The 26,828-nt window shown below is 66.3% G+C and carries 22 protein-coding genes; 9 read left to right on the forward strand and 13 right to left on the reverse strand.

The features are described from left to right. Nucleotides 1-68: 68 nt before the first annotated feature. The 8 genes from galU to cmk all read right to left on the reverse strand — a co-directional run bounded on the left by galU (nt 69) and on the right by cmk (nt 8,339). Entirely contained in the window at nt 69-959 is an 891-nt protein-coding gene (galU, locus tag QE395_RS10525) for a UTP--glucose-1-phosphate uridylyltransferase GalU (RefSeq protein WP_068851293.1), read from the reverse strand. Next, nucleotides 956-2,863 carry a nucleoside-diphosphate sugar epimerase/dehydratase gene (locus QE395_RS10530; RefSeq protein WP_176472705.1) on the reverse strand — a complete coding sequence of 636 codons (1,908 nt, stop codon included), beginning with the start codon at nt 2,861-2,863 and terminating at the stop codon, nt 956-958. Before QE395_RS10530 ends, galU begins: the two co-directional genes overlap by 4 nt. A gap of 16 nt (nt 2,864-2,879) precedes the next feature. Further along, nucleotides 2,880-3,854, reverse strand: coding sequence for a glycosyltransferase family 4 protein (locus QE395_RS10535; protein ID WP_306988968.1), 975 nt, complete (start codon nt 3,852-3,854; stop codon nt 2,880-2,882). A 3-nt stretch (nt 3,855-3,857) separates the two neighbouring features. Further along, complete coding sequence (gene lapB, locus QE395_RS10540) at nt 3,858-5,036, reverse strand: lipopolysaccharide assembly protein LapB (RefSeq protein ID WP_068851284.1); 1,179 nt, start codon at nt 5,034-5,036, stop codon at nt 3,858-3,860. A 6-nt stretch (nt 5,037-5,042) separates the two neighbouring features. Continuing rightward, nucleotides 5,043-5,327 carry a LapA family protein gene (locus QE395_RS10545; RefSeq protein WP_068851282.1) on the reverse strand — a complete coding sequence of 95 codons (285 nt, stop codon included), beginning with the start codon at nt 5,325-5,327 and terminating at the stop codon, nt 5,043-5,045. Between the two features lie 56 nt (nt 5,328-5,383). Continuing rightward, a complete protein-coding gene (locus QE395_RS10550; protein ID WP_017355596.1) occupies nt 5,384-5,689 on the reverse strand; it encodes an integration host factor subunit beta in 306 nt (101 codons plus the stop codon). Between the two features lie 89 nt (nt 5,690-5,778). Next, nucleotides 5,779-7,464 carry a 30S ribosomal protein S1 gene (gene rpsA / locus QE395_RS10555; RefSeq protein ID WP_068851279.1) on the reverse strand — a complete coding sequence of 562 codons (1,686 nt, stop codon included), beginning with the start codon at nt 7,462-7,464 and terminating at the stop codon, nt 5,779-5,781. A gap of 194 nt (nt 7,465-7,658) precedes the next feature. Next, nucleotides 7,659-8,339 carry a (d)CMP kinase gene (gene cmk / locus QE395_RS10560; RefSeq protein ID WP_068851276.1) on the reverse strand — a complete coding sequence of 227 codons (681 nt, stop codon included), beginning with the start codon at nt 8,337-8,339 and terminating at the stop codon, nt 7,659-7,661. Nucleotides 8,340-8,532: 193 nt separating this feature from the next. Here cmk and ykgO point away from each other — a divergent pair, with 193 nt between their 5' ends. From ykgO to QE395_RS10590, 6 genes are all read left to right on the forward strand, one after another. Beyond that, nucleotides 8,533-8,658 (forward strand): type B 50S ribosomal protein L36, encoded by a 126-nt coding sequence (gene ykgO / locus QE395_RS10565; protein ID WP_017355593.1) that lies wholly within the window; start codon nt 8,533-8,535, stop codon nt 8,656-8,658. A gap of 148 nt (nt 8,659-8,806) precedes the next feature. Continuing rightward, a complete protein-coding gene (locus QE395_RS10570) occupies nt 8,807-9,133 on the forward strand; it encodes a hypothetical protein (protein WP_068851273.1) in 327 nt (108 codons plus the stop codon). 44 nt (nt 9,134-9,177) lie between these two features. After that, nucleotides 9,178-10,215: an agmatine deiminase family protein gene (locus QE395_RS10575; protein WP_210132335.1), complete on the forward strand. Its 1,038-nt coding sequence runs from the start codon at nt 9,178-9,180 to the stop codon at nt 10,213-10,215. A gap of 568 nt (nt 10,216-10,783) precedes the next feature. Continuing rightward, the gene (locus QE395_RS10580) at nt 10,784-11,671 is read left to right on the forward strand and encodes a carbon-nitrogen hydrolase (protein ID WP_068851268.1); all 888 of its coding nucleotides are present in this window, start codon (nt 10,784-10,786) and stop codon (nt 11,669-11,671) included. Nucleotides 11,672-11,694: 23 nt separating this feature from the next. Then, nucleotides 11,695-12,225: a GNAT family N-acetyltransferase gene (locus QE395_RS10585; RefSeq protein WP_210132333.1), complete on the forward strand. Its 531-nt coding sequence runs from the start codon at nt 11,695-11,697 to the stop codon at nt 12,223-12,225. After that, the gene (locus QE395_RS10590; protein WP_068851262.1) at nt 12,218-13,453 is read left to right on the forward strand and encodes a TraB/GumN family protein; all 1,236 of its coding nucleotides are present in this window, start codon (nt 12,218-12,220) and stop codon (nt 13,451-13,453) included. Before QE395_RS10585 ends, QE395_RS10590 begins: the two co-directional genes overlap by 8 nt. 157 nt (nt 13,454-13,610) lie before the next feature. On the opposite strand, the gene QE395_RS10595 is transcribed toward QE395_RS10590, so the two are convergent. From QE395_RS10595 to QE395_RS10605, 3 genes are read right to left on the reverse strand one after another with little or no spacing between them, the layout of a single operon-like run. Beyond that, nucleotides 13,611-16,712 (reverse strand): efflux RND transporter permease subunit, encoded by a 3,102-nt coding sequence (locus QE395_RS10595; RefSeq protein ID WP_306988977.1) that lies wholly within the window; start codon nt 16,710-16,712, stop codon nt 13,611-13,613. Further along, the gene (locus QE395_RS10600) at nt 16,709-20,224 is read right to left on the reverse strand and encodes an efflux RND transporter permease subunit (RefSeq protein WP_306988979.1); all 3,516 of its coding nucleotides are present in this window, start codon (nt 20,222-20,224) and stop codon (nt 16,709-16,711) included. Before QE395_RS10600 ends, QE395_RS10595 begins: the two co-directional genes overlap by 4 nt. Next, complete coding sequence (locus tag QE395_RS10605; RefSeq protein WP_068851252.1) at nt 20,221-21,369, reverse strand: efflux RND transporter periplasmic adaptor subunit; 1,149 nt, start codon at nt 21,367-21,369, stop codon at nt 20,221-20,223. The genes QE395_RS10600 and QE395_RS10605 overlap by 4 nt, the downstream gene beginning before the upstream one ends. A gap of 206 nt (nt 21,370-21,575) precedes the next feature. Between QE395_RS10605 and QE395_RS10610 the strand changes: the two genes are divergently transcribed. Both QE395_RS10610 and QE395_RS10615 read left to right on the forward strand, forming a co-directional pair. After that, nucleotides 21,576-21,971 (forward strand): c-type cytochrome, encoded by a 396-nt coding sequence (locus QE395_RS10610; RefSeq protein WP_306988981.1) that lies wholly within the window; start codon nt 21,576-21,578, stop codon nt 21,969-21,971. A gap of 8 nt (nt 21,972-21,979) precedes the next feature. Then, the gene (locus tag QE395_RS10615) at nt 21,980-22,441 is read left to right on the forward strand and encodes a cytochrome c (RefSeq protein ID WP_068851246.1); all 462 of its coding nucleotides are present in this window, start codon (nt 21,980-21,982) and stop codon (nt 22,439-22,441) included. Nucleotides 22,442-22,812: 371 nt separating this feature from the next. On the opposite strand, the gene QE395_RS10620 is transcribed toward QE395_RS10615, so the two are convergent. Both QE395_RS10620 and QE395_RS10625 read right to left on the reverse strand, forming a co-directional pair. Next, nucleotides 22,813-24,702 (reverse strand): ATP-binding cassette domain-containing protein, encoded by a 1,890-nt coding sequence (locus QE395_RS10620; protein ID WP_306988983.1) that lies wholly within the window; start codon nt 24,700-24,702, stop codon nt 22,813-22,815. A 36-nt stretch (nt 24,703-24,738) separates the two neighbouring features. Further along, on the reverse strand, nt 24,739-25,641 hold the full coding sequence (locus QE395_RS10625; protein WP_306990476.1) for a LysR family transcriptional regulator: 903 nt from the start codon (nt 25,639-25,641) through the stop codon (nt 24,739-24,741). 114 nt (nt 25,642-25,755) lie between these two features. Between QE395_RS10625 and QE395_RS10630 the strand changes: the two genes are divergently transcribed. After that, nucleotides 25,756-26,820 (forward strand): YeiH family protein, encoded by a 1,065-nt coding sequence (locus QE395_RS10630; RefSeq protein WP_306988985.1) that lies wholly within the window; start codon nt 25,756-25,758, stop codon nt 26,818-26,820. The last annotated feature ends 8 nt before the right edge of the window (nt 26,821-26,828 follow it).

Below are 26,828 nucleotides of genomic sequence, written 5' to 3' on the forward strand. Positions count from 1 at the left end.
CGGGCGGAGAAGCAAAAAGGCGACCCGTCCGGGTCGCCTTTTTCATGCGCGTGCATGGGACGCGGGGCTTACCCCTCGTCTTCTTCCAGCATCTGCGCCAGCTTCTCACGCGCCGGCTTGCCCAGTTTGTGGCTTTCCAGCGCGAAGCGGATGGTGGCTTCCACCAGCCCGAGGTGGGTGCCGCAGTCGAACCGGGTACCTTCGAAGCGGTACGCGTTGACCTCTTCGGTTTTCAGCAGGTCGGCAATGGCGTCGGTCAGCTGGATCTCACCGCCCGCGCCCTTGCCGGTGGCTTCAAGCAGTTCGAAGATCTTGGGGCTGAGCACGTAGCGGCCAACCACGGCCAGATCGCTCGGCGCGTCTTCCGGCTTGGGCTTTTCCACGATCTGCGCGATGCGCCCCTTGCGGCCGTCGAAGGCCTCGGTCGCCACGATGCCGTAGCTGGCCGTGTTCTCGTGGGGCACGTCTTCAACCGCGATCACGCTGGCGCCCGTGGCCTGGTTGAGATCGGCCATCTGCTTGAGGGCGCCGTCGCCGCGGTTCCAGATCAGGTCATCAGGCAGCAGCACCGCGAAGGGCTCGTCGCCCACCACGGATTTGGCACACAGCACCGCATGGCCCAGGCCCAGCGCTTCGGTCTGGGTCACGAACACCGCGCGCACGCCTTCCGGCAGCACGTTGCGCACCAGTTCCAGCAGCTCGGTCTTGCCGGCGCGCTCGAGCTTCTGCTCCAGCTCGTACGCCTTGTCGAAATAGTCCGCGACCGCGTGCTTGTAACGATTGGTGACGAAGATCAGGGTGTCGCACCCTGCTTCGATCGCCTCATCGACGGCGTACTGGATCAACGGCCGGTCGATGATCGGCAGCATTTCCTTGGGAACCGTCTTGGTTGCGGGAAGGAACCGGGTGCCCAGCCCCGCCACCGGGAAAACCGCCTTGCGAATGCGCTTGTTCGTCACAGCCTGTTGGCCTCTCGTGCCGGAAAGGGAAGCACCTTAGCCGACTCGACGTGAGATTCGTGTTGCAACGGCGCAAATTCCGGCATGGTCGCGAACAGGATGCTGTTGATCGCATCGGTATCGTAGTTGGCGATGGCCTCGCGCAGCCGCGGCACGTTGCCCAGCACCTGCTCGCGGGCGAAGGTGCGCACACCGGCCTCGAGGATCTTGGGATGCGCGGTCGGGCGGTAGTCCTCGTCCGAATAGAACAGGGTCTCGTGCAGCTTTTCGCCGGGACGAAGGCCGGTGTAGATGATGGCGATGTCCTTGTACGGCTGCTTGCCGGCCAGGCGGATCATCTGCTCGGCCAGCACCCGGATCGGCACCGGTTCGCCCATGTCGAGCGTATAGATCGCGCCGTGCGAGGCTGATGCCGCCGCCTGCAGGATCAGCTGGCAGGCTTCGGGAATCGTCATGAAGTAACGGGTTACTTCCGGGTCGGTGACCGTGACCGGGCCGCCCTTGAGGATCTGCTCGCGGAACACCGGCACCACGCTGCCCGCCGAGGCGAGCACGTTGCCGAAGCGCACGGTGACGAAGCGGGTATGGCTGGTCTTCTGGTCCAGGCTCTGGCAGATCATCTCGGCGTAGCGCTTGCTGGCACCCAGGGCGTTGACCGGGTCAACCGCCTTGTCGGTGGAGATGAACACGAAATGTTCGATCCGCGCTTCCACGCAGGCCCGGGCCACCGTTTCGGTGGACAGGATGTTGTTGCGCACCGCTTCGCGCAGCTGCCGTTCCAGCACGGGCACCTGCTTGTAGGCCGCCGCATGGAACACGGCATCCACCTGCGACAGCGACAAGGCGTGGCGGATCACCGCCGGATCGCCACAGTCACCCAGAACCGCCTCCACGACCAGGTCGGGGAAGCTGCGCTTGAGTTCGGCCTCGATGGTGAGCAGCAGCAGCTCGCTCATTTCCAGCAGTACGACCCGCCCTGCCCCGTGGCGCGCGCACTGGCGGCACAATTCCGAGCCGATCGAACCACCGGCGCCGGTCACCAGCACGGTGCGCCCGCCCAGCCAGCCGCGGATCAGCGACCAGTCCGGCAGGATCGGCTTGCGCCCCAGCAGGTCCTCGATCGCCACTTCCTTCAGCTCACCGGGCAGCGAATGGCCCAGCAGCACGTCGTTGAGCTTGGGCACCATGCGGAACGGCACCCCGGTGCTTTCGCAGATGGCCACCACGCGCTGCATGCCGGCGGCATCCAGCGACGGGATGGCAATCACCAGCAACCTGGCCGCGGTTTCGCGTACCACCGAGGCGGCATCGTCCAGGGTGCCCAGGATAGGCAGGCCCTGAAGCTTCGCCCCCTGAAGGTGCGGCGCATCGTCGAGCAGGCCCACCGGTTCGAAATCCCCCGACCGGCGCAGGTCGCGGACCAGCGCTTCGGCAGCTTGGCCGGCGCCCAGGATGAGCACCCGGCGCGCGGTCGCATCCGACTGCAGCGCCTGGTAGTCCTTCCATGCCCGGTACAGCAGGCGGGGCGCGCCCAGCAGGGCCGACAGCGCGAAGGGATAGATCACCAGCACCGACATCGGCACGCCATTGAAGCGCTTGTAGGCCAGCACCACCACGATGGCCAGCAACCCGATGAAGCTGGATTTGAAGATGTGCAGCAGGTCGGCCACGCTGGCGAACCGCCACAGCCCGCGGTACAGGCCCACGCGCCAGAAGACGATGGCCTGGATCACCAGCACCAGCGAGGTATCGATGTTCCACAGCGGCAACGAGGGCGCATCGGCCAGCATCGAATAGCGGCCGGCATGCAGCAACTGCCAGCACGCCCAGACCATGAACAGGTCGTGGGCCACGATGGCGGCACGGGGAAGCAGACTCGTGAAACGGTCCTGCCAAGGCGTCATAAAGCGGGCAATCCTTCTAGTAGCGCATTCCCTTGCGCAGGAGCAGCCAAAGACCGGTCGCGAAGAATATCCACGCTACGGCCACGGCAGCCTCCCACCTCGGCTGCAAATACGTGCAAGCATTAAACACTGTAATACTGAACAAACCAAAAACAAAGTACGTCCCTGTAACCGAAGTGTGCGTTGCACCACTTTTGACGGCACGTTGATACAGATGTTGGGTGTGGGGCTCCATCCATCTTTGCCCCGACAGCATGCGCGAAAGCAGTGTGAAGCCAGCGTCCACGAGGAAAGCCGTCAGCGGCACGAGCAGCAGCAGCCAGGAGATGTCGGTTGATACGCTGGCCAGGCAGACCAAGGCTGCGACGGCATAACCTAACGCCCCGCTGCCCACATCGCCCATGAAGATCCTTGCATTCGGAAAATTGAACGGCAGGAAACCCAGGCAGGCCAGTGCCAGGACAATGCCGGCCAACGCCAGGGGACCCGGCAGGACAAGGGCGAACGCGGCGCCGGCCAGAATGGCCTGGCTGGTCGCGATCCCGTTGATCCCATCCATGAAGTTCCAGATGTTGATCAGGGATGTCGTAAACAGCAGCGCCAGCAGCGCCTGCCAAGGGTTGCCCGTTGCATCCCACACCAGACCTGCCAGCAGGCCGGCAGCCAGCAGATGGACCAGCAACCGGCGCACCGCCGGCAGCGGCCGGTGGTCGTCCCACCAGCCGATCCCAGCCACCAGCACCAGGCCCAGCCCCGACACCAGCAACAGCGTCCGGGCGCCCGGCCAGATGACCGCCGCCGCGGCCAGCGCCAGCAGCAGGGTCACCACGATGGCAATGCCGCCCCCGCGTGGGGTCGCCACGACATGGCTGCGGCGTTCCCCGGGCTGGTCGAACAGCTTGCGCCGCAGCGCGTACCGGCGGGCGCACCAGGTGAGCACCGCCGCCACTGCCAGCACGGCCGGCAGCCCCATCCACCACCCTGCCGGCATGGCTCAGAGCACCGCGTAGTTCAACAGCGGCTTGACCGTACCCCACTCCTTGCAGCTGGGGCATTGCCAGTGGTGGGTGCGCGCACCGAAGCCACAGCGCGTGCAGCGATAGGCCGGATTACGGACCAGCAGCTGGTCGGTGATGTGCTTGAGGTCATGCAGGGTGGCGGTGGAATCGGCACCTTCGGCCAGGGTCAGGTCGATCAATGCCGACTCGCCGCGTACCGACGGGCGATCCTTCAGCTGCCGGCCCAGGTAGGCGCGCGCCGGGGCCACGCCCTCCTGCTCTTCCATCAGCTGGGTCAGGGCCAGTACCGGGGCGATGCCGCGATAGTGCTCGGTCATTTCCGACAGGAACGCGCGCGCGCCGCCCAGATCGCCGACCTTGCGGTAGTTCTGCATCAACGGCTGCAGCACCTCGGGCAGGTATTCGGGATCGTTGCGGGCGGCCCGCTCGAACGCGCGCACGGCGGCTTCGGCATTGCCGGCATCGGTTTCCAGGCGTCCTTCAATGATGCCGGCACGTACCGACATCGCATCGGCCTGGTAGGCGCGGGCAATGGCCGCACGGGCTTCATCGATCTTGCCGGCGCCACGGAAGCGTTCGGCCAGCTCGCACTCGAACTGCCCCACCAGCTTGCCCATCGGCTCGCCGGTGACTTCTTCGTAACGGGTGGCGTTGTCGATCGCCTTTTCCCAGTCGCGTTCGGCCTGGTAGATGCCGATCAGGTGCTTGAGCGCCTGCGGGGCGCGCTGGTCGATCTGGGCCAGTTCGGTAAAGACGGTTTCGGCACGGTCGAGCAGGCCGGACTTCATGTAGTCCTCGCCCAGCGCCAGCAGGGCCTGGACGCGCTGTGCGTCGCTGAGGTCGGTACGGTTGACCAGCCCCTGGTGCAGGCGGATGGCGCGATCAACCTCGCCCCGGCGGCGGAACAGGTGGCCCAGCGCGACCTGGGTCTCGAAGGTTTCCTTGTCCAGCTCGGCAATGTGCAGGAACAGCTCGATGGCCTTGTCGGGCTGCTCGTTGAGCAGGTAGTTCAAGCCACGGAAGTAGGTGCTGGACAGGTGGCTGACCTGGTTGTCGCCATGGCGCTGGCCACCGCGACGGCCGATCACCCAGCCCGACAGTGCTGCCAGCGGCAGGAACAGGAAAAACCAGAACCACTCGGATACAAATTCCATCGGCGCTCAACGTCCGTCGAAAGGTGAAGAAGAAGACGCCACGGGGGCGGCGGCCGGAGCCGCTTTCTGCGCTTTGCGCAGTCGGGAATACAACGGGATCACGACGCCGACCAGGACCAGGCCGGCACCGATGATCGCACCGGTCAACAGGGCCACGGTAATGGCCAGGCCGGTGCTGGAATGGATGGCAGTGAACCCCAGGTTGAGGGTCATGTCCTGCGAATTGAGGGCACCGATGACGAGCCCGGCCACCAGCACGGCGAGCAGGATCAACAGACGTGCGACTTTCATTGTGGCAGCTCCCATTCCCTTTGAGGTAGAGAGTAGCGGACTAACCGTCCGCTCTACTAGGCCGGATCGCTTTCCAGCGGTACCACGGCGCTTACGCGCTCACGGAGTTCCTTGCCCGGCTTGAAATGCGGGACATGCTTGCCCGGCAGTGCGACCGATTCCCCGGTCTTGGGGTTGCGCCCCAGCCGCGGCGGCCGGTAGTGCAACGAAAAACTGCCGAACCCGCGGATCTCGATGCGATCCCCGCCGGCCAGCGCCCCGCCCATCATTTCCAGCAACGACTTCACCGCCAGATCGACATCGTCCGACTTCAGATGCGCCTGTCGGCGCGCCAGGATTTCGATCAACTCGGATTTGGTCATTGCGGACTCGCGTCGAGGGTCTCAAACCCTGAAACGGCCCGGACAATTGTCCGGGCCGTCCAGGAAACTACAGCTACGGGTAAGGCCGATTACTCGGACTTGTTGCCGTTCAGCTGTGCACGCAGCAGCGCGCCGAGCTGGGTGGTGCCGCTGGAAGCCGAAGAGGACTGGTATTCCTCCAGCACTTCGCGCATTTCCGCGTCGTCCTTGGCCTTGATCGACAGCTGCAGGGTACGACCCTTGCGATCCATGCCCACGAACTTCGCTTCAACCTTGTCGCCGACCTTCAGGAACTGGGTCGCGTCGTCGACGCGCTCGTTGGCAACGTCACGCGCAGCGACGTAGCCTTCGATGCCGTCAGCCAGTTCGATGGTAGCGCCCTTGGCGTCCACTTCCTTGACCACGCCTTCGACCTTCGAACCCTTCGGGTTGGCAGCCATGTACTGACCGAACGGATCCTGCTCCAGCTGCTTGACGCCCAGGCTGATGCGCTCGCGCTCCGGATCGACGGCCAGGACGACGGCGTCCAGGTTGTCGCCCTTCTTGAAGTTGCGGACCACGTCTTCGCCGGTGGTGTTCCAGCTGATGTCGGACAGGTGCACCAGGCCGTCGATACCGCCGTCCAGGCCGATGAAGATGCCGAAGTCGGTGATCGACTTGATCTGGCCCGACACCTTGTCGCCCTTCTTGTGGATGGCAGCGAAGGTTTCCCACGGATTGGCGGCAACCTGCTTCATGCCCAGCGAGATGCGGCGACGCTCCTCGTCGACGTCCAGGACCATGACTTCAACTTCGTCACCGACCTGCACAACCTTGGACGGGTTGACGTTCTTGTTGGTCCAATCCATCTCGGAGACGTGCACCAGGCCTTCGACGCCCGGCTCGATCTCGACGAACGCGCCGTAATCGGTGACGTTGGAGACCTTGCCGAACACGCGGCTGTTGGCCGGGTAACGACGGGCGATGTTGTCCCACGGATCCTCGCCCAGCTGCTTCAGGCCGAGCGAAACGCGGTTGCGCTCGCGGTCGAACTTCAGCACGCGCACGTCCAGCTCGTCGCCGACGTTCACGACTTCGGACGGGTGGCGCACGCGCTTCCATGCCATGTCGGTGATGTGCAGCAGGCCGTCGATGCCGCCCAGGTCCACGAATGCGCCGTAATCGGTCAGGTTCTTGACGACACCCTTCAGGATCGCGCCTTCCTGCAGCTTGTCCATCAGCTGCTCGCGCTCTTCCGAGTGCTCGCTTTCGACGACAGCGCGGCGCGAGACCACGACGTTGTTACGCTTGCGGTCCAGCTTGATGAGCTTGAATTCCAGCTCCTTGCCTTCCAGGTAGGCCGGGTCGCGCACCGGGCGCACATCCACCAGCGAACCGGGCAGGAACGCGCGGACATCCTTGATGTCCACGGTGAAACCACCCTTGACCTTGCCGCTGATGCGGCCGGTGATGGTTTCGTTCTTTTCCAGGGCTTCTTCCAGCTCGTCCCACACCATGGCGCGCTTGGCTTTCTCGCGCGACAGGACGGTTTCACCGAAGCCGTTCTCGATCGAGTCGAGGGCGACCTTGACGACATCGCCTTCGGCGACGTCGATTTCGCCGGCGTCGTTACGGAACTGTTCGATCGGCACGATGCCTTCGGACTTCAGGCCGGCGTTGATCACCACGACGTCGCCGCGGACTTCAACGACAACACCGCTGACGATGGCGCCCGGCTTCAGCTTGGCCAGATTGGCCTGGCTGGCTTCAAACAGTTCGGCAAATGATTCGGTCATTAGATTTACTCTGTTGGACACATGGGCATTGGTCCCCGCGAGGGTTCCGTTTACTGCCCGCCTGTTGGTCGACCCCGGAAACGCAGGTCGTGTGTGAAGTAGGAAAACCGCCACGCATCATTGCGGGACGGAGCTTTTACTGCATTGCATTGGTGCGACTACCGCCGATGGATTGGCGGCCTCCTTGCCACGGATCAGGCACCCGAAACCGGAAGCAGATCCAGTACCTTGGCAACGACTTCGTCGATGCCGATACCACTGGTGTCGATGACGACGGCATCGTCTGCCGGCTTCAGGGGCGCCACTGTGCGCTGTGCATCACGGGCGTCGCGGGCCATGATCTCGCGCAGGAGGTCATCAAAGTTAACAGAAACCCCCTTGTCTTTCAACTGGTTATGCCGGCGCTCGGCGCGCTCTTCGGCACTGGCCGTCAGGAAGACCTTGAATGGGGCGTCGGGGAAGATGACCGTCCCCATGTCCCGCCCGTCGGCTACCAGGCCCGGGAGAACCCTGAATGCGCGTTGACGCTCTTTAAGGGCGGCCCGGACCTCGGGAATGGCGGCAATGGCCGAGGCCAGGGCCCCGGTGGTTTCCAGCCGCAGCTCGTCGGTGGCGTCGGTCTCATTGACGATGACACGCAGGCTGCCGTCGTCGGCCTCGACGAAGCGGACATGGGTGTCGAAGGTGCAGCGCACCAGTGCCGAGGCATCGGAGGTGTCGATATCGGCCCAGCTGGCAGCCACGCCCACGGCGCGGTACAGGGCGCCCGAATCCAGGTAATGCCAGCCCAGCCGGCGTGCGACAATGCGGCTGACGGTCCCCTTGCCGGCCCCGGACGGGCCGTCGATGGTGAGCACGGGAGAAGGCTGGTTCATGGGGTTCCCTGTGGATTTGACCCCCCATTCTAGCCCCTGCCCGGCCCCGTCCAAGACATTTTTAGTGCAAGCACTTGAAAGGATGGAAAAAAGCCCGGTAGAATGGCGGGCTTGAACGGGCGTCACCTGCCGATTGTCATCTGCATATCGCGGCCGCGCTCCAACCGAATCCACGTTTACGCCGAGGTATGCAATGAAAGTCCTGTCTTCCCTGAAGTCGGCCAAGTCCCGTCACCGTGACTGCAAGGTCGTCCGTCGTCGCGGCAAGATCTTCGTGATCTGCAAGTCGAACCCGCGTTTCAAGGCTCGCCAGCGCTGAGCCTGGGCCGTCGCGGCCACCGGTCGCGACCTGCCTGAATAAAAAGCCGCCTCCGGGCGGTTTTTTATTGCCAATTTTGTTGTAATCGCCGGGTGCGCCACGACCGCCGGTCGTGGTTCCTTTCTTGACCACTGGGGAGTAGATCGAGATGAAGCGTTACCTGACCACACTGCCGTTGCTTGCCCTGCTGGCCTGCGCCAGCGCCCACGCCGACACCCTGCTGATCGACCGCACCAAGGAACAGGTGGCGCCGGTAGTGCCGGTGCGCGGCGAGACCACCAGCCAGGTCCTGAGCCGCTTCGGTGAGCCCAGCGAGAAGCTGGAGCCGCGCGGCGGCCAGAAGCGCCAGTGGCCGACCATCAACCGCTGGGTCTACCCGATGTTCACCGTCTACTTCGAGAAGCAGAAGGTGATCGACGTGGTGGCCAACAAGGCTGACAGCAACGAAGTCGGCCCGAAGCCGCCGATCCGCTGATCCATCAGAACGCCCGCCGCCCGGCGGGCCATCGCACCGAGACCATGAACGATACGCTCCGCTTTCCGGCCGAATGGGAATCCCAGTCCGCCATCCTGATCGCCTGGCCCCACGCCGACACCGACTGGGCCGACCGCCTCGGTGACGTCGAGGACACCTACATCGCGCTGGTCGCGGCCATCACCCGCTTCCAGCCGGTGGTGATCATCGTGGCCGATGACGACCTGGAGGCGTACGCCGACGCGCGCCTGCGCTCCAACCGGATCGACACCGACCGCGTGCGTTTCGTCACCGCGCCGTACGACGACACCTGGCTGCGCGATTCGGGCCCGATCACGCTGCGCCGCGCCGACGGCGGCTTCCGGCTGCTGGACTTCCGCTTCACCGGCTGGGGCGGCAAGTTCGAGGCCAGCCTGGACGACCAGCTGGTAGGCGTGCTGCACGCCGCCAACCTGTTCGCCGACGCGGAGCTGCAGAGCATTCCGTTCGCGCTGGAAGGCGGCGCCATCGAAACCGACGGTGCGGGCACCCTGCTCACCACCTGGAAGTGCCTGCACGAACGCCACCCGGACCGGGATCGTGCGTCGCTGAGCGCGGACATGGCGAGCTGGCTGGCGCAGGACCGGGTGCTGTGGCTGGACCACGGCTACCTGGAAGGCGACGACACCGACGCGCACATCGACACGCTGGCGCGTTTCGCGTCGGTGGACAGCATTGTCTACCAGGCCTGCGATGACGCCAGCGATTCGCACCATGCCGAGCTGCAGGCGATGGGCAACGAACTGGCCGCGCTGCGCACCGCCGACGGCCAGCCGTACCGCCTGTTCCCGCTGCCGTGGGCACGCCCGGTGATCGACGAAGGCCGCCGCCTGGCCGCGTCCTACGCCAATTACCTGATCCTCAACGGCGCGGTGCTGATGCCCGCCTACGGCGACGTGGCCGACGACGCGGCACGCGACGTGCTGGCCCAGGCCTACCCGGACCACGAGATCGTGCAGGTGCCCTGCCGCTCGCTGATCTGGCAGAACGGCAGCCTGCACTGCATCACCATGCAGTTGCCTTCCGGGTTGCTGGCTGCGTAAAGCTCATCGGCATTCGATGGTTTCCTTGGCGCCGGGCTTTGCCCGGCGCTTTTGGTTTTGGGTGAACAGCCGGTGGGCCTCGCTTGGTCTGAGCTGGGCCGGCGGGTGCGGGGGTACGGGGGGCGCCGTGAATCCATCCCTGGAGGCTCTTGCGAAACATCCATGTTTCGCAAAGCCCCCGTACCCCCGCCCCCGCCGGCCCTCGACGGTGTGTTGGTGGCCATGGGAGATCAACGGCGGTGCCGATCATGTTCATGCATTACCGGGCGTATCGCCGAGCCGTAGAGCCACGCCATGCGTGGCTGCTCTTCCATCCGTAGCCGACCTACTATCGGGGCCGGCCGGCGGGCAGCCCACGTAGGGACTGTCAAAAACATGGATGTTTTTGCCAAGCCCCCATGGATGGGTTTACGGCGTGTCCCGTAGTGGGCTGCCCGTCGGCCGGCCCAGCCCGTAAAGGTGAACAGCTGCTCTCCGCGACCAGACACGCACCCCGTTTATCGCCCAGCACGCCGCACACACCCATCCGCGATAAACTGCGTTTTTCCCCCTGCAGGACCCGCCCCGGATGAGCTCACGCCACACCCTTTCCGTCGCCCTGATCCAGGAGCGCAACCACGGTGACGCGGCCGCCAACCTGGCCGTGATCGAAACGCGCGTGGCTGAAGCGGCTGCCCAGGGTGCCAAGCTGGTCCTGCTGCAGGAACTGCACAACGGCGCGTACTTCTGCCAGCACGAATCGGTGGATGAGTTCGACCTGGCCGAACCGATTCCCGGGCCGAGCACCGAGCGCCTTGGCGCGCTTGCGAAGAAGCATGGCGTGGTGATCGTCGGCTCGCTGTTCGAGCGCCGCGCCGCCGGCCTGTACCACAACACCGCCGTGGTGTTCGAGAAGGACGGCACCCTGCTGGGCAAGTACCGCAAGATGCACATCCCGGACGATCCCGGCTTCTATGAGAAGTTCTACTTCACCCCCGGCGACATCGGCTTCAAGCCGATCGATACCTCGGTGGGTCGCCTTGGCGTGCTCGTCTGCTGGGACCAGTGGTACCCCGAAGCCGCGCGCCTGATGGCGCTGGCCGGTGCCGAACTGCTGCTCTACCCCACCGCCATCGGCTGGGATCCGGATGACCAGAAGGACGAACAGGGCCGCCAGCGCGATGCCTGGGTGCTCAGCCACCGCGGCCATGCCGTGGCCAACGGCGTGCCCGTGCTGAGCTGCAACCGCGTCGGCCACGAGCCGTCGCCGCTGGGTGCATCGGGCATCCAGTTCTGGGGCAACAGCCACGTGCTGGGCCCGCAGGGCGAGTTCATTGCCGAAGCCGGTGGCGACCCGACCGTACTGGTCTGCGATGTCGACCTGCAGCGCAGCGAACACGTGCGCCGCATCTGGCCGTTCCTGCGCGACCGCCGCATCGACGCCTATGGCGACCTGCTCAAGCGCTACATCGACTGACCTTCCCACAGGAACCCTGCCCCGTGACCGTGCTGCTGCGCGACGCCACCGATGCCGACATTGCGGCCATCACCGCCATCTATGCGGTGGAAGTAACCGACTTCGTCAACACCTATGAGTACGACGTTCCGGATGCGGCCGAGATGCAGCGGCGCATGCACGACATCGTCGCACGCGGTTTCCCGTACATCGTGGCCGAGGTTGACGGCCACGTGGCCGGCTACGCCTATGCCAACACCTACCGTGGGCGTATCGCCTACCAGTGGACGGTCGAAAACTCCGTCTACGTCGATGCCGCGTTCCAGGGCAAGGGCGTCGGCACGGCGCTGATGCAGGGCCTGATCGACGCCTGCGTCGCGCGTGGCTACCGGCAGATGGTGGCGGTGATCGGCGAACCGACCAACACCGCATCGATCAAGCTGCACGAACGCTTCGGCTTCCACCTGGTCGGCATTTTCCGTGGCCTGGGCCGCAAGCATGGGCGCTGGCTGGATACGGTGCAGATGCAGCGCGCGCTCGGCGACGGTGTCGACAGCGCCCCTTCGAATGAATGATGAAATGACTGAAAACCTGATGGACGACAACGGCGACACCCTGTTCGCCGGCCAGCCCGTGCGCGTGGTCGAGCGCGACGGCGTGCGCTACACCCTGCTGGGCACCGCGCACGTCTCGCAGGCCAGCGTGGAGGTGGTGGAACGGGCCATCAACAGCGGCCGCTTCGATGCGGTCGCGGTGGAGCTGGATCCGCAGCGCCTGCAGGCGCTGACCAACCCCGATGCGTTGGCCAAGCTGGACCTGGTCGAAGTGATCCGCAAGGGCCGCGTGGCGCTGTTCGCCGCCAACCTCGCCCTGGCCGCCTACCAGCGGCGGCTGGCCGAGCAGCTGGGCATCGAGCCCGGTGCCGAGCTCAAGCGCGCGGTCGGCCTGGCCAACGCGCACAACCTGCCGGTGCACCTGATCGACCGCGAAGTGGGCCTGACCTTCAAGCGCGCCTCGCAGCGGCTGGGCTTCTTCGGCAAGATCAAACTGGTCATGGGCCTGGGCGCCGGCCTGTTCGCCTCCGACGACGTCGGCGAGGACGAGATCGAGAAGCTCAAGCAGGGTGACATGCTGGAGGCCAGCTTCGGCGAGTTCGCCAGCGAAAGCCCGGCACTGTACGAAACCATCATCGGCGAGCGCGACCGCTACATGGCCACCCGCCTGCGCGAAGTGCACGATCCGGCGCAGCGCGAAGTGCTGGCCGTGGTCGGTGCCGGCCATCTGGCCGGGCTGGCGAAGTACCTGGAATCGGACACCGAAGCGCCCGGCCCGCTGCGCGCGTCGCTGGAAGACGTGCCGAAGAAGCGCAACATTCCGTGGATCACGCTGACCATCCTGGCGGTGGTGTTGGCCGGTATTGCCGTGGGGTTCTATCGCGGCGGACTGGGCGTGGGCACCGAGCTGCTGGCGGTGTGGGCGATGTACACCGGCGGCCTGGCCGGGTTGGGCTGCCTGCTTGCCGGCAGCCATCCGCTGAGCATCCTCACCGCGATCGTGGTGGCACCGTTCAAGCCATTCCGCCTGAGCATCCCGACGGGCGCCTTTGCCGCGCTGGTCGAGGCGCGCCTGCGCAAGCCGGCGTACGAGGATTTCCTCAAGCTGCGCGATGACGCGCAGAGCGTGCGCGGCTGGTACCGCAACCGCGTCACCCGGGTGGTGCTGACCTTCATGCTGACCAACCTGGGCAGCATGCTGGGCTTGTGGCTCACCGGCTTCCAGGTCTGGAACAAGGTCGGCGGCTGACGGCGCCGTACCGACCAACGGTCGGTACCTACCCACGGGGATCGGAACGGTGGATACCCACGGGGATCGGAACGGTGGATACCCACGGGGATCGGAACCGTAGGTATCGACCGTTGGTCGATGCGAAAAGGGCCACGCATTGCGTGGCCCTTTTCGTTCATGCCGGTTCGATCACCGCGCCGCTGCCCTTGGGCGGCAATCCCCTCGCCCGCCGCACGATGCGGGCCACGTTGATGCTCATGTCGTCGAGCATGGCGTAAATGGTCGGCAGGAACAGCAGGCTGACCACGGTGGAGAACGCCAGGCCGCCGGCAATGGCACGCGCCATCGGGTAGTACGGCGGGCCATCGCCCAGCAGCTGGGTGTCAGTGAGCGAGATTGGGACCATCGCCAGGATCGCCGTGCCCATCGTCATCATGATCGGGCGCAGGCGCTCGCGCGAGCCTTCCACCAGCGCCTGGGTGCGCGCCAGGCCGCGCCGGCGCAGGTTGTTGATGTGCTCGATCATCACGATGCCGTTGTTCACCACCACCCCCATCAGCACCAGGATGCCGATGAAGGACATGATGCCGAACGAGGTACCGGTGAGCCAGAACAACCAGAACACCCCGAAGATCGAGAACAGCACCCCGCTCATGATGGCGGCCGGGAACAGCAGCGATTCGAACACCGCCGCCATCACCACGTAGATCATCACCAGCGCGATGACCAGGTTGAACAGCATCTGCTGCATGGCCTCGTTGTCGTCACCGAAGTCGCCACCATCGAAGGTGAAGTTGTAGCCGGCCGGGAAGCTCATCGGCTTGAGCGTTTCCTCCATCGCCTTGCGGCCTTCCGGCGCGGTCACCTTCTCGGCCAGGTTGGCCTTGATGGTCAACGTGGTCTGGCGGTTGGTACGGCCCACGCGGGTGGCGGACGGTTTGATGCTGACATCGACCAGGCTCAGCAGCGGTACCGAGCGACCGTCGCCGGTGCGCACGGTGAAGCTGGCCAGGTCTTCCGGGCTGCTCTGTTCGGCACCGGCAAAGCGCACCCACACCGGCACTTCGCTGTCACCGCGACGGAACTCGCGCAGGGGTGCACCGCGCAGCGCCAGGCCGACAAAGCTGGCAACCTGCTCGGCGTTGAAGCCGAACGCAGCGGCACGCTCGCGGTCCACATGGATGGACAGCTCGCTGCCCTTCTCGCCATTGTCGATGCGCACATCGCGCAGCTCCTTGCGCTGGGCCAGCAACGGCACCACGTCTTCGCCGATCTCCTGCAGCATCTGGGTCGAATCACCCACCAGCTGCACTTCCACGCCCTTGCTGCCACTGCCACCGCCACCGCCGCCATCGCCACCCTGGTTGCCGATGATGTAATCGGCCCGCGCCGAGCGCGGCAGTCCCTTGCGCAGCGACTCCTGCACGGCAGCCATGTTGCCCGCGTGCTTCTGGTCCAGAGTGACAATCGTGCTGCTGCCTTCCTGTTCGCTGTACCAGGAATACACCTGGGTGATGTGCAGCTTCTCGCGGTTCTGGTCCAGGTACTGCTCCACCCGCATGATCTCGTCGGACATCTGCGCGCGGGTGAAGGCCCCCTTCCAGTTGTAGCCGATGAAGACATCGGTGCCACCTTCGCCACCGAACATGTCGATCTTGGTCAGCTTCATCGGCACCAGGCTGACCAGCACCACCATGATGATGCCGAACACGCTCCAGCCGCGGTGTTCCAACGTCCATTGCAGCAGCTGGGCATAGCGGCGCTGCAGGCGGGCGATCACGCCGGTCTGCGAATGCACCAGCTTGGGCGTCTGCATGCGCGCGGACAGCATCGGGATCAGGCTCACCGCCACCAGCCACGAGGCCATCAGCGAGACCGAGATGGTGATCGCGATCTGCGCCATGAAGATGCTGATGTTGTTGGTTTCGCCAAACAGGTTGGGCACGAATACGATGCAGTGGCACAGGGTGCCGGCGCTGAGCGCGATGGCCACGTTGCGGGTGCCGATGATCGAGGCCTGCACCGGCTGGTCGGGCATGCGTTCGCGTTCCTGGTAGATGCTTTCCACCACCACCACGGCGTTGTCCACCAGCATGCCGACCGCCAGCAGCAGGCCCATCATGGTCAGGATGTTGAGGGTCACCCCGACGAAGTACATGAAGCCCAGGGTGATCACGAAACAGATCGGAATCGCCAGCGTCACCATCAGCGTCGATGGCCAATGGCGCAGGAAGAAGAACAGCACCGTCACCGACAGCAGCAGGCCGACCGCGCCGGCTTCGGCCAGCTCCAGCAGCGAGGACGTCACCGTCTTGCCCTGGTTGTCGATCACCTTGATGTTCACATCGCGCATCGACGGCTGCCGGCGGATGGCTTCCACCTCGGCCAGCGCGCCTCGCGAGACTTCCACCAGGTTGGCGCTGCGCTCCTTGTAGATGTCCAGGCCCACTGCCGGATTGCCATCCAGGCGACGGCCGTAGTTCATGCGCGCTGCCTTGAGCCGCACGTCGGCAATGTCGCCCAAGCGCAGGCCCTTCGTATCGATGACCAGATCGCGCAGTTCCTGCAGGTCGGTGATCTCGCCGACCGGCTGGATCCGGACCCGCTGGCCGTTATCGTCGATCTGCCCGGCCGAGATGGAGAAGTTGAGCGTGCGCAGGCGGTCGCTGAGTTCGTTGATGCTCAGGTTGTGTGCGGTCAGGCGATCGGCATCGATCGCGATCTCCACCTCATTGGGTGGCGCGCCCGAAATCTCCACCCGGGCCACGCCGGGAATGCGCTCGATCCGCCGCTTGAACTCGCGGTCGAGCATGTCGTAGGCACCGGTCAGGTCCGATGCACTGGCCAGGCGCACCTTGAGTACCGGCTCGTCGCTGCTGGACCACTTGAACACGTTGTAGCGCTGCAGGTCATCGGGCAGGTCGCTGCGGATCGCGTCGATGCGCTCGCGTGCGTCGGAGGCGGCGATGGCGATGTCGCGGTCCCAGTCGGTGAACTCGATGAAGATGCTGGCGCCTTCGGCGGTCGCCTGGGAGCGCATGCGCTTGATCCCGGTCATCGTGGCCAAGGCTTCCTCGGTCGGCCGGATGATGGTGCGCTCCACTTCTTCCGGTGTCGAGCCGCTGTAGGGCACCTGCACGAACAGGAACGGCGCGGAGATGTCCGGCAGCGCCTCCAGCGGCAACCGGAACGAGGCGATCAGGCCCACCACCACCAGTGAGACGAAGCACATGATGGTGGTGATGGGGCGGCGGATGGAGAACTCGGCGATGCTCATGCCGGCTCCTGGGCCGCACTACCGGCGCTGCCGGCATCGGGCGTACCGCGGTGGTGATGGCGGCCACGTTCGCGGTAATAGGCATCGCCACGGCGATCAAGCAGGTCGTACACCACCGGGATCACCAGCAGGGTGAGCAGCGTGGACACCAGCAGGCCGCCGATCACGGTGATCGCCATCGGGGCGCGCACTTCGGCACCCTCGCCCATCGCCACCGCCAGCGGCAGGAAGCCGAACAGCGTGCACAGGGTGGTCATGATGATCGGGCGCAGGCGCGAGCGGGCGCCTTCCACCAGCGCTTCATGCTTGGCCACGCCGGCCTCGCGCAGCTGGTTGACCTTGTCGATCAGGATGATCGCGTTCTTGGTCACCAGCCCCACCAGCAGGATCAGGCCGATGAACACCACCACCGAGATCGGCTTGCCGGTGAGCATCAGCGCCAGGATCGCACCGACCAGCGCCAGCGGGATGGTGAACAGGATGACGAACGGGTGCAGCAGCGATTCGAACTGCGAGGCCATCACCAGGTAGACCAGGAAGATCGCCAGGCCGAAGGCGAAGATCAGCGAGCGCGCCGATTCGGCCAGCTCCTCGCCCTGCCCACCGATGTGCATGCTGACGCCGGCACCCAGCGGGTCGTTGGCGACCATGTCCTGCACTTCGCGCACCGCGCCGCCCAGGTCGATGTCGCGCAGGTTGGCCGACACCACCGCCACGCGGGTCTGGTCGGCCCGGTGGATCTCGCTGGGGCCGTTGGTGGCCACCACGTCGGCCACCGCGTCCAGCGTCACCGGGCGTGTGCTGCCCGGGTTGACGATCAACCGGCGGATGCTCTCCACGCTGGCGCGGTCGCCTTCCTGGGCGCGCACCAGCACGTCGATCTTGCGGTCACGGAAGCTGTAGCGCGTGGCCACGTCGCCGCGCACCTTCTTGACCACCACGTCGGCGATCTGCCGCGTGGTCAGGCCCAGCGCACCGGCGCGCTCCTGGTCGAAGCGGATCTGGATTTCCGGGAAGCCCTCTTCCACGGTCGATTTCACGTCGGCGTAGTGCGGGTTGCTGCGCAACCGCGCGGCCAGCGCCTGCCCGGCACGTTCCAGGGTGGCCATGTCCTGCCCGCGCAGCTCCACTTCCAGCGGCGTGGAGAAGCTGAACAGTGCGGGCCGCGCGAAGTCGACCTGCACGCCCGGGTGGCCCTGCATCGAAGCGCGCAGGCGCTCGGTGATGGCCGCCTCGGTGCGGGCACTGCCGCCGTCGGCCATCACCACGGTGAGCTTGCCGATGTTCTCGCCGCTCTCGGTCGGGCTGGCATCCAGCCGCGTGCCGCTGCCGCTCACCCCGTACAGCGAGGTGATGCTGTCGTCCTTGGCGTGGGCCAGCTGCAGCTCGCGCACCAGCGTATCGGTCTGCTTCAGCGGCGTGCCGGCCGGCAGCTTTGCGGTCATCTCAAAGCGATCCTGGGCCAGCTGCGGAATCAGGTCCGCGCCCAGCATCGGCACCAGCGCCAGCGTAGCCACGAAGGCCAGCGCCGCCATGCCCAGTACCTTGCCCGGGTGGGCCAGTGCGTTCGGCAGCAGGCGCAGGTAACCGCGCTCGGCACCGGCGTACGGCTTCATGGCCAGGTCGCTGGCCTTGCGCATCACCGGGCCGATCACCGCCACCAGCAGGCGCCACACGCGCACGATGGCCCACGCGATGCCGAACACGGTCCAGCGGACCAGCGCGCCGAAACCGCGGCGGCTCCCGGCGACCGGCTTGAGCCAGCGACGCTGCGGCTGCCATGCGGCATGCGCGGGCTCTTCCGGGAACGCCAGCGGCGGGCGGCCCTTGAGCGAGCTCAGCATCGGGATCAGGGTCATCGCCACCAGCAGCGAGATCGCGATGGCGATCGCCACGGTCAGCGCCTGGTCGCGGAACAGCTGGCCGGCGATGCCGTCGACGAACACCAGCGGCAGGAACACCGCGATGGTGGTCAGGGTGGAGGCGACCACGGCCATGCTGACTTCGCGGGTGCCGGTGATGGCCGCCTGCAGGATACCCAGGCCGCGTTCGCGCGCCTTGGCGATGCTTTCCAGCACCACGATGGAATCGTCCACCACCAGGCCGGTGGCCAGCGCCAGCCCGCCCAGCGACATCACGTTCAAGCTCAGCCCCAGCTGGCCCATGAAGAAGAACGTGGTGATGATCGAGACCGGCAGCGACAGGCTGATCACGAACGTGCTCCAGCCATCGCGCAGGAACAGGAAGATGATCAGGATGGCCAGCAGGCCGCCGATCACCGCATCTTTCTTGACGTCGCTGATGGCGTGCTCGATGAAGCGCGACTGGTCCTCGATGGTGGTCAGTTCGGCATCACCGGGAATCTGCGCCTTGATCTGCTCAAGCTTTGCGCGCAGTGCTTCGGCGGTGGCCACCGTGTTGGCATCGCCTTCCTTGTAGATGGCCAGTTCCACCGCTTCGCGGCCGCCCAGGCGGATGATCGCTTCGCGTTCCTTGAAGCCCTGGCGCACCGTGGCCACGTCCTTCAGCCGCACCGGCACGCCGTTGGCCACGGTGGTGGAGCTGCTGCTGGAAGCGCTCTGCGCGGCGGACGCGGCGGCGACCGCGGCATCCGAACCGGTCGAGGCGGCGATGGCGAACATCTGCTGCATGGCCGCGTCGGCGGCACTGCCGTTGCTGCCCTGGGTGGTCACCAGCAGGTTGCGGATGTCTTCCAGGTCGGCGAACTGGTTGACGGTACGCACCAGGAAGCGCTGCGACCCTTCTTCCAGGCGGCCGCCGGAGATGTTGATGTTCTCTTCCTTCAGCCGCTTGATGACGGTATCGATCGGCAGGTTGAGCTGGGCCAGCTTCTGCTGGTCGATGTCGACCTGGATTTCATCTTCCAGGCCGCCGCCCACCTTCACCGCCGCCACGCCGGCCACCGGTTCGAGCTTCTTCTTCAGGTCTTCATCGGCATAGCGGCGCAGCGCGGTGAGCTGGCGCACGGCGTCGGCATCGCTGGCCGGGTCGTCCTTGGCCGCGATCACCAGGCGCATGATCGGCGCGGTGGAGGGATTGAAGCGCAGCAGCACCGGGGCCTTGGCCTCCAGTGGCAGGTTCAGCGCTTCCATCTTGTCGCGCACCTCCAGGCTGGCCTGGTCCATGTTGGTGCCCCACGCGAATTCAAGCACCACATCGCTCTGCCCGGTGCGCGAGATCGACTTCAGCTTGCGCAGGTTCTTGACCACGCCCACCGCCTCTTCGACCGGTTCGGTGATCAGCGTTTCGATCTCGGTCGGCGCCGCGCCGGTGTATTCGGTGCGCACGGTCAACGTGGGATAGCTCAGGTCCGGCAGCAGGTTGACCTTGAGGTTGCCCAGCGCGATCAGGCCGAACAGCACCAGGGTGATCATGAACATGAAGATGGTGACGCGGCGGCGGGTGGCGAATTCCACCAGGCCGCCACCAGGCGCCGCCGGGCCTTCGCCCGGCTGCGGCTCGTTACCGTGGTCGTGCCCGGCCGAACTCATTGACGGGTCTCCGCCTTGGCCGGGGCGGCCTTGCTGGCCACCGCGGTGGCCGGCTTGTCGCCGATCACCTGCACAGCGGTGCCGTCGCGCAGGGCGACCTTGCCGGCCGTCACCACCTTGTCTCCCTCGGCCAGGCCCTCGCGGATCTCCACCCACGGGCCTTCGGCGTAGCCCAGCTTGACCGGCACGCGGGCAACCTTGCCCGCGCGCACGCGGAACACCGCCGGGTCACCGTCGTCGAGCAGCGCCAGGCGCGGCACCACCAGCGCGTCGGCGCGCTGGTCGTAGTCGATGCGGATCCGCCCGAACATGCCCGGCTGCAGGCCGGCGGCATCTTCGCCGAAGCCGCTGACCACGCGGAAGGTGCCGCTGCCGGCGTCGACCACCGGGGAAATGCGGTCCACGGTGCCGGGGAAGGACTTACCCGGCAGCGCGTCGGCCACCAGGGTTACCGGCTGCCCGGCACGCAGCGTGGCCAGTTCGCGCTCGGGCACGTTGAGCGTGGCTTCCAGCCGCGAGTTGTCGACGATGCGGAAGATCGGCGTATTGATCTGCACGAAGTTACCGGTCTTGATCGAGCGCGATGCGATCACGCCGGAGATCGGCGCCACCACCGTGGTGTAGGACAGTTCCAGGGTCGCCAGGCGGTACTGCGCGCGCGCGTTTTCCAGGTCGTAGCGCAGCTGGTCGACATCGGCGGCGCTGACCATCTGCTGGCCCACCAGTTTCTGGGCGCGCTGGTAGCTGTTCTCCAGCTTGCGCATCTGCGCTTCGCTCTGGGCCACGGCCAGGCGCGCCCGGTCCGGGTCCAGCCGCACCAGCGGCTGCCCGGCGCGAACCTGCTGGCCCTCCTCGACCATTACGGCCAGGGCCACGCCCGACGTTTTCGCCACCACCTGCGATTCGGCGCGCGCTTCCAGCGCGGCGGTGCCGGTGTAGCTGGCGGCGACCGCACGGCGGCTGGCCGCTACCGCCTCCACCGGGACGGCGTCGGGAGCTTTTTCGGCCTTGGGATCCTTCTCGGCCGCCGCGGCATCGCCGGCGGGGCCACCGGCGCCGCAACCGCCCAGCAGCAGGGTCGTAGTGATCAGCAGCGCCGCGGCGCAGGTTCCGGTGCGGCCGGGCAGAAGAGAGATTCGCAACATCGTCGTGTCCCTGAAGGATGCGTGAGCAGGTGTGGTAGCAAAGTAATGCACCACGTCACGACAACACCATATCCCAAAGGTCATGGTGACCTGCGACCACTCGTCGGCACTGCCCGGTTTCAGCTAGATGAAAACGCAGGCTATACTCGGGACAGTTCCGTACCCCACGCCGGAACGACCAGAACCCGTATACCGGAAACGACATCATGCGCCCGCAGCCGCTCGCCGCTTGTCTTGCTCTGGCCGTCCTCCTGCCCTTCGGGGTTGCCGCCCAGGCCGCACCTGCTCCTGCCGTACCCGCCTCACCCGCCGCTGCCCCGGCAGCCGCGCCCGCCGCCCCGCCTGCCCTGACCGGCAGCTTCGACAATGGCCGCGTGCTGGCCTACACGTGCCAGGGGTGTCACGGCATCACCGGCTACAAGAACGCGTACCCCAGCTACCGGGTGCCCAAGATCGGTGGGCAGACCCAGCAGTACCTCAGCCAGGCGCTGAGCGAGTACCGCCAGGGCAAACGCCGGCATCCGACGATGCAGGCGCAGTCCATGAGTTTCTCTGAACAGGAGATCGCCGATCTCGCTGTTTACCTCTCCACCGTCAAATAAGCGCGCTCATGACGAAAGCCACGCCCTTCAAGCGTCACGCCATCGCCCTGTCCGTTGCCCTGCTGCTGGCTGCCTGTTCGCAGTCGCAGGTGGAAAACAGCGCAGATTCCGCCGCCGACCCGGGCCACGCCAGTGGCGAGCACGGTTCAGGCTCCTCCGCCGGCCTGCCGGCAGGCCGCATCGCCGCCGGTGAAGCACGGGCCAAGGTCAAAGGCAAGGCGACCGGGCAGAGCTGCATCGACTGCCACGGCGCCGACGGCAACCAGCCGATCGACCCGACCTACCCGAAGCTGGGTGGGCAGTACGGCGATTACCTGGCCCACGCCCTGCAGGCCTACCGCGCCGGGGACCGCCAGCATCCGCTGATGACCGGGCAGGCCACCGACCTGAGCGACCAGGACATTGCCGACCTGGCCGCGTACTTCGGTTCGCGGCCGAGCCAGTTGCGGGATCTGCACGGGCTGAAGTAGCGCCACGCCCTGCGTGGCTGCTCTCCGTTCCGGGGTCATGAACGCCGGACGGGTGGTTTCGGTCGGGTTTGAACGCCGGCAGGATATTGAGCGCGTGTCGATCACGCGCCGGGATGGTTTGCCGCGCTGCGCGCGGTCGCCGACTGACAGTCGGCGCTACGAATTGCTGGCGATCGCATGACGATTTGGATACGTCCGGAACGAACGCATGACGATCCGGATGCGTCCGGAACGAACGCACGACGATCCGGATGCGTCCGGAACGAACGCACGACGATCCGGATGCGTCCGGAACGAACGCACGACGATCCGGATGCGCCAGCGCCGGTAGAGCCGACTGTTAGTCGGCTGCCTTTACCCGGGGACGCGCGTCAGGAATCCAGCTCTTCCCACCGCTTGTACGCCGCATCCAGCTCAGCCTGCACCGCACCCAGCTTCTGGGTGTGTGCGGCCATGTCCGGCGCGCTGCGCTGGTAGAACGCGGGATCGTTCATCGCGGCGGTCAGGCCTTCGACATCCTTTTCCAGCGTTTCGATCTTCAACGGCAGCTGCTCCAGCTCGCGCTGGTCCTTGAAGCTGAGCTTGCGCCTGGGTGCCGCCGATGCCGCAGGTGCCGCCGCTGCCGGCGCGGCAGCCGGCCTGGCCGCAGGCACCGGCGCCGCGGCCGTTGCCGCTTCCACGCGCGCCACATGCCGCTGCCAGTCGGTGTAGCCCCCCACGTACTCGCCGACCACGCCATCGCCTTCCATCACCATCGTGGAGGTCACCACGTTGTCGAGGAAGTCGCGGTCATGGCTGACCAGCAGCAGCGTGCCGGTGTAATCGCCAAGCAGCTCTTCGAGCAGCTCCAGCGTTTCCACGTCGAGATCGTTGGTCGGTTCGTCCATCACCAGCAGGTTGGAGGGCTGCGCGAACAGCTTGGCCAGCAGCAGCCGGTTGCGCTCGCCGCCGGACAGCCGGGTGATCGGCGCGCGCGCACGCTCGGGCGTGAACAGGAAATCCTGCAGGTACGCATGCACGTGCTTGCGCTTGCCGTTGACCTCGAGGAAATCGCGGCCTTCGGCCACGTTCTCGATCGCGGTCCAGTCCTCGCGCAGCACCGAACGGTACTGGTCGAAGTAGGCGATCTGCAGGTTGGTGCCGGCGCGCACTTCGCCGCTGTCCGGCGCCAGGTCGCCCAGCAGCAGCTTGAGCAGCGTGGTCTTGCCGCTGCCGTTGGGACCGATCAGGCCGATCCGGTCGCCGCGCAGGATGGTGGTACTGAAATCCTTGACCATCACCCGCTCGCCGAACGCGAACGAAATGTCCTTGACGTCGATGACCTTCTTGCCGGAATTCTCCGCCTGCGAGGCTTCCATGCGCACGTTGCCGCCGAGTTCACGGCGCTGCGAACGCTCGCTGCGCATCGCCTTGAGGCGGCGCACGCGGCCTTCGTCGCGGGTGCGGCGGGCCTTGATGCCCTGGCGGATCCAGACCTCTTCCTGCGCCAGCATCTTGTCGAAGCGCGCGTTTTCCTGTGCCTGCGCGTTCAAGCGCTCTTCGCGGCGGCGTTCGTAGTTGGCCCAGTCGCCCGGCCAGCTGGTGACCTGGCCGCGATCGATCTCGACAATGCGGGTGGCCAACGCACGCAGGAAGCGGCGGTCATGGGTGACGAACACCACGCTGCCGTTCCAGTTCTTGAGGAACATTTCCAGCCAGTCGATGGCTTCGATGTCCAGGTGGTTGGTCGGTTCGTCCAGCAGCAGCAGGTCCGGCGCGGACACCAGCGCGCGGCCGAGCAGCACGCGGCGCTTCATGCCGCCGGACAAGCGCGCGAATTCGGCATCGCCGTCCAGGTCGAGCTTGGTCAGCGTTTCGCTCACACGCTGGTCCAGTCCCCAGCCGTTGGCGGCATCGATCTTGGCCTGCACCGCCGACAGCGCATCGCCATCGAACTCGTCGGCCACGCTGAGGTGGTGGAATTCGGCCAGCCACTGGCCCAGCTCGCCCAGGCCATCGGCGACCACGTCGAACACGCTGCCGGCCGCGCCGTGCGGCACTTCCTGCTCCAGCCGGGTGATGCGCACCCCCTGCTGCACGCGCACTTCTCCGTCGTCGGGCTTGTGGTCGCCGGACAGCAGCTTGAGCAGGGTGGATTTGCCGGCGCCGTTGCGGCCGATCAGGGCGATGCGTTCGCCCGGCTCGATCGACAGTTCGGCTTTTTCCAGCAACAGCGGGCCGCCGACGCTGAAGTCGACGTTTTGCAGAGTAATCAGAGGCATCCCGCCATTGTACGGGCTGGCGGCCTGCGGCGTCGCTCAGCCGGACGCAAAAGCGGATGCCGGCAGCCCCAGTAGTGCGGCCAGTTCCGCCGGCACCCGCTTGCTCGGGTGGCGCACCACCCAAAGCTGGCGCGACAGGGACGGCAGCGGGGTCTGCAGGACCCGCAGGCTGCCCAGCGCAACCAGGTCGGCCACCGCGTGCCGCGACAGGCAGGCCAGGCCCAGCCCCGCCGCCGCCGCCTGCTTGATCGCCTCGGTGCTGCCCAGCTGCATGGCGCGCCCGAAGTGGTGCAGGTGCGGCAGCAGGGCCTGTTCAACCGCCTCGCGGGTGCCCGAACCGGGCTCGCGCAGCAGCCAGCGCGCCGCGGCCAGTGACGCGACATCCACCGCATCCGGCAACGGCGAGGCGGCCGCCGCCACGATGACCAGGGCATCGCGCTGCCAGGGCAGCACGTCCAGGCCGCTTTCGTGGCACGGTCCTTCGATCACGCCCAGGTCCACCTCCAACCGCTGCACCGCCGCCACCACGTCGGCGCTGTTGCCGATCCGCAGGTCCACCTGGGCCTGCGGATTGGCCGCCAGCAACGAAGCCACCCGGGTCGGCAGCAGGTAATTGCCGATGGTGGCGCTCGCGCCTATCCGCAACTGCAGGGCCAGTGTGCCGGCCGCGTGCGACTGCCTTGCCCCGGCCTGCTGTTCCAGCTCCCTCGCCGCCACCAGCAGCGCGCGCGCCGGGTCCAGCAGCGCTCGCCCGGTGGCATTGAGCACCAGCCGGCGCCCGATCCGGTCAAACAGCGGTGCGGGAAGCTGCCCCTCCAGTTCGTTGAGCGCGGCGCTGGTCGCCGACTGCGACAGCTGGAGCTGGGCGCCTGCCGCTGCGGTGGATCCGGCATCGGCCACGCTCACGAAAACCTGCCATTGGCGCAGCGTCAGACGCATCATGGCGTAACCTTCTTTATAGGTTGATTTTACACAAACAATGCGTTTTACCAATTGATTGGTCAAGGGCACGCTGTAGCCCTGTTTCGACGAGAGCGAACCGTGAGCATTTCAATGGCGAGCGCCCCCACCCCGGGTGCATTCCAACGCTGGCGCCGCCGGGTGCCCGGCATGCTGCTGACCGCCAGCCTTGCGGCGGCGGGCATCGGCCTGTCCTCCGTGCCATGGCTGCAGGCGCACGGCATCAGTGCACTCACCCTGGCCATCGTGCTGGGCATCGCACTGGGCAACACCGTGTACCCGCACCTGGCCGCATCGTCGGCAGACGGTGTGGGCTTCGCCAAGCACTGGCTGCTGCGCGCCGGCATCGTCCTGTACGGCATGCGCCTGACCTTCCAGGACATCGGCCAGGTCGGCGCAGGCGGCGTGCTGATTGACGCACTGGTACTGACCAGCACCTTCGGGCTGGCGTGGTGGGCCGGAACCCGCTGGTTCGGGATAGACCGCGATACCGCGATGCTGATCGGCGCCGGCAGCGCCATCTGCGGAGCGGCCGCGGTGATGGCCGCCGCGCCGGTGGTACGCGGCCGCGCCGAACAGGCCACCGTGGCCGTGTCGACCGTGGTGGTGTTCGGCACGCTGGCGATGTTCCTGTATCCGGCGCTGTACCGGCTGAACCTGGAACACGCCTGGCTGGCGCTGGGCGAACAGGCCTATGGGGTGTTCACCGGCTCGACGGTGCATGAAGTGGCCCAGGTGGTGGCGGCCGGGCGCGCGGTCAGCGAAAGCGCCGCCGATACCGCCGTGATCGCCAAGATGGTGCGCGTGATGATGCTCGCCCCGTTCCTGGTGGCGCTGTCGCTGCTGCTGGCCCGCGGCCATGCGACGCAGCCCGGCACGGCGCGGGCCAGGATCGTGGTGCCCTGGTTTGCGTTCGGTTTCGTGGCGGTGGCGGGCATCAACTCGCTGCACCTGCTGCCGCCCGCCGTGGTCGGCGCGGCCATCGACCTGGATACCGTGCTGCTGGCCATGGCGATGGCCGCGCTGGGCCTGACCACCCACGTGTCCGCCCTGCGCCGGGCGGGGCCGAAGCCACTGCTGCTGGCGCTGCTGCTGTTTGCATGGCTGCTCGGCGGTGGGTTGGGGATCAACCTGGCGGTTCACTGGCTGATCGGCTGAGCGGGTAG

Origin of the sequence: Stenotrophomonas sp. SORGH_AS_0282 (assembly GCF_030818125.1) — a bacterium.
Classification (GTDB): domain Bacteria; phylum Pseudomonadota; class Gammaproteobacteria; order Xanthomonadales; family Xanthomonadaceae; genus Stenotrophomonas; species Stenotrophomonas rhizophila_A.

Excerpts from the sequence above, each read along its gene's own strand:
- QE395_RS10600 (WP_306988979.1), bottom strand. The coding sequence starts at position 20,224 with ATGAGTTCGGCCGGGCACGACCACGGTAACGAGCCGCAGCCGGGCGAA.
- lapB (WP_068851284.1), bottom strand. The coding sequence starts at position 5,036 with ATGGAATTTGTATCCGAGTGGTTCTGGTTTTTCCTGTTCCTGCCGCTG.
- QE395_RS10610 (WP_306988981.1), top strand. The coding sequence starts at position 21,576 with ATGCGCCCGCAGCCGCTCGCCGCTTGTCTTGCTCTGGCCGTCCTCCTG.
- QE395_RS10620 (WP_306988983.1), bottom strand. The coding sequence starts at position 24,702 with ATGCCTCTGATTACTCTGCAAAACGTCGACTTCAGCGTCGGCGGCCCG.
- cmk (WP_068851276.1), bottom strand. The coding sequence starts at position 8,339 with ATGAACCAGCCTTCTCCCGTGCTCACCATCGACGGCCCGTCCGGGGCC.
- QE395_RS10615 (WP_068851246.1), top strand. The coding sequence starts at position 21,980 with ATGACGAAAGCCACGCCCTTCAAGCGTCACGCCATCGCCCTGTCCGTT.
- QE395_RS10595 (WP_306988977.1), bottom strand. The coding sequence starts at position 16,712 with ATGAGCATCGCCGAGTTCTCCATCCGCCGCCCCATCACCACCATCATG.
- QE395_RS10550 (WP_017355596.1), bottom strand. The coding sequence starts at position 5,689 with ATGACCAAATCCGAGTTGATCGAAATCCTGGCGCGCCGACAGGCGCAT.
- QE395_RS10605 (WP_068851252.1), bottom strand. The coding sequence starts at position 21,369 with ATGTTGCGAATCTCTCTTCTGCCCGGCCGCACCGGAACCTGCGCCGCG.
- QE395_RS10570 (WP_068851273.1), top strand. The coding sequence starts at position 8,807 with ATGAAGCGTTACCTGACCACACTGCCGTTGCTTGCCCTGCTGGCCTGC.
- QE395_RS10575 (WP_210132335.1), top strand. The coding sequence starts at position 9,178 with ATGAACGATACGCTCCGCTTTCCGGCCGAATGGGAATCCCAGTCCGCC.
- QE395_RS10530 (WP_176472705.1), bottom strand. The coding sequence starts at position 2,863 with ATGACGCCTTGGCAGGACCGTTTCACGAGTCTGCTTCCCCGTGCCGCC.
- rpsA (WP_068851279.1), bottom strand. The coding sequence starts at position 7,464 with ATGACCGAATCATTTGCCGAACTGTTTGAAGCCAGCCAGGCCAATCTG.
- QE395_RS10535 (WP_306988968.1), bottom strand. The coding sequence starts at position 3,854 with ATGCCGGCAGGGTGGTGGATGGGGCTGCCGGCCGTGCTGGCAGTGGCG.
- QE395_RS10625 (WP_306990476.1), bottom strand. The coding sequence starts at position 25,641 with ATGCGTCTGACGCTGCGCCAATGGCAGGTTTTCGTGAGCGTGGCCGAT.
- QE395_RS10590 (WP_068851262.1), top strand. The coding sequence starts at position 12,218 with ATGAATGATGAAATGACTGAAAACCTGATGGACGACAACGGCGACACC.
- QE395_RS10580 (WP_068851268.1), top strand. The coding sequence starts at position 10,784 with ATGAGCTCACGCCACACCCTTTCCGTCGCCCTGATCCAGGAGCGCAAC.
- ykgO (WP_017355593.1), top strand. The coding sequence starts at position 8,533 with ATGAAAGTCCTGTCTTCCCTGAAGTCGGCCAAGTCCCGTCACCGTGAC.
- QE395_RS10545 (WP_068851282.1), bottom strand. The coding sequence starts at position 5,327 with ATGAAAGTCGCACGTCTGTTGATCCTGCTCGCCGTGCTGGTGGCCGGG.
- QE395_RS10630 (WP_306988985.1), top strand. The coding sequence starts at position 25,756 with ATGGCGAGCGCCCCCACCCCGGGTGCATTCCAACGCTGGCGCCGCCGG.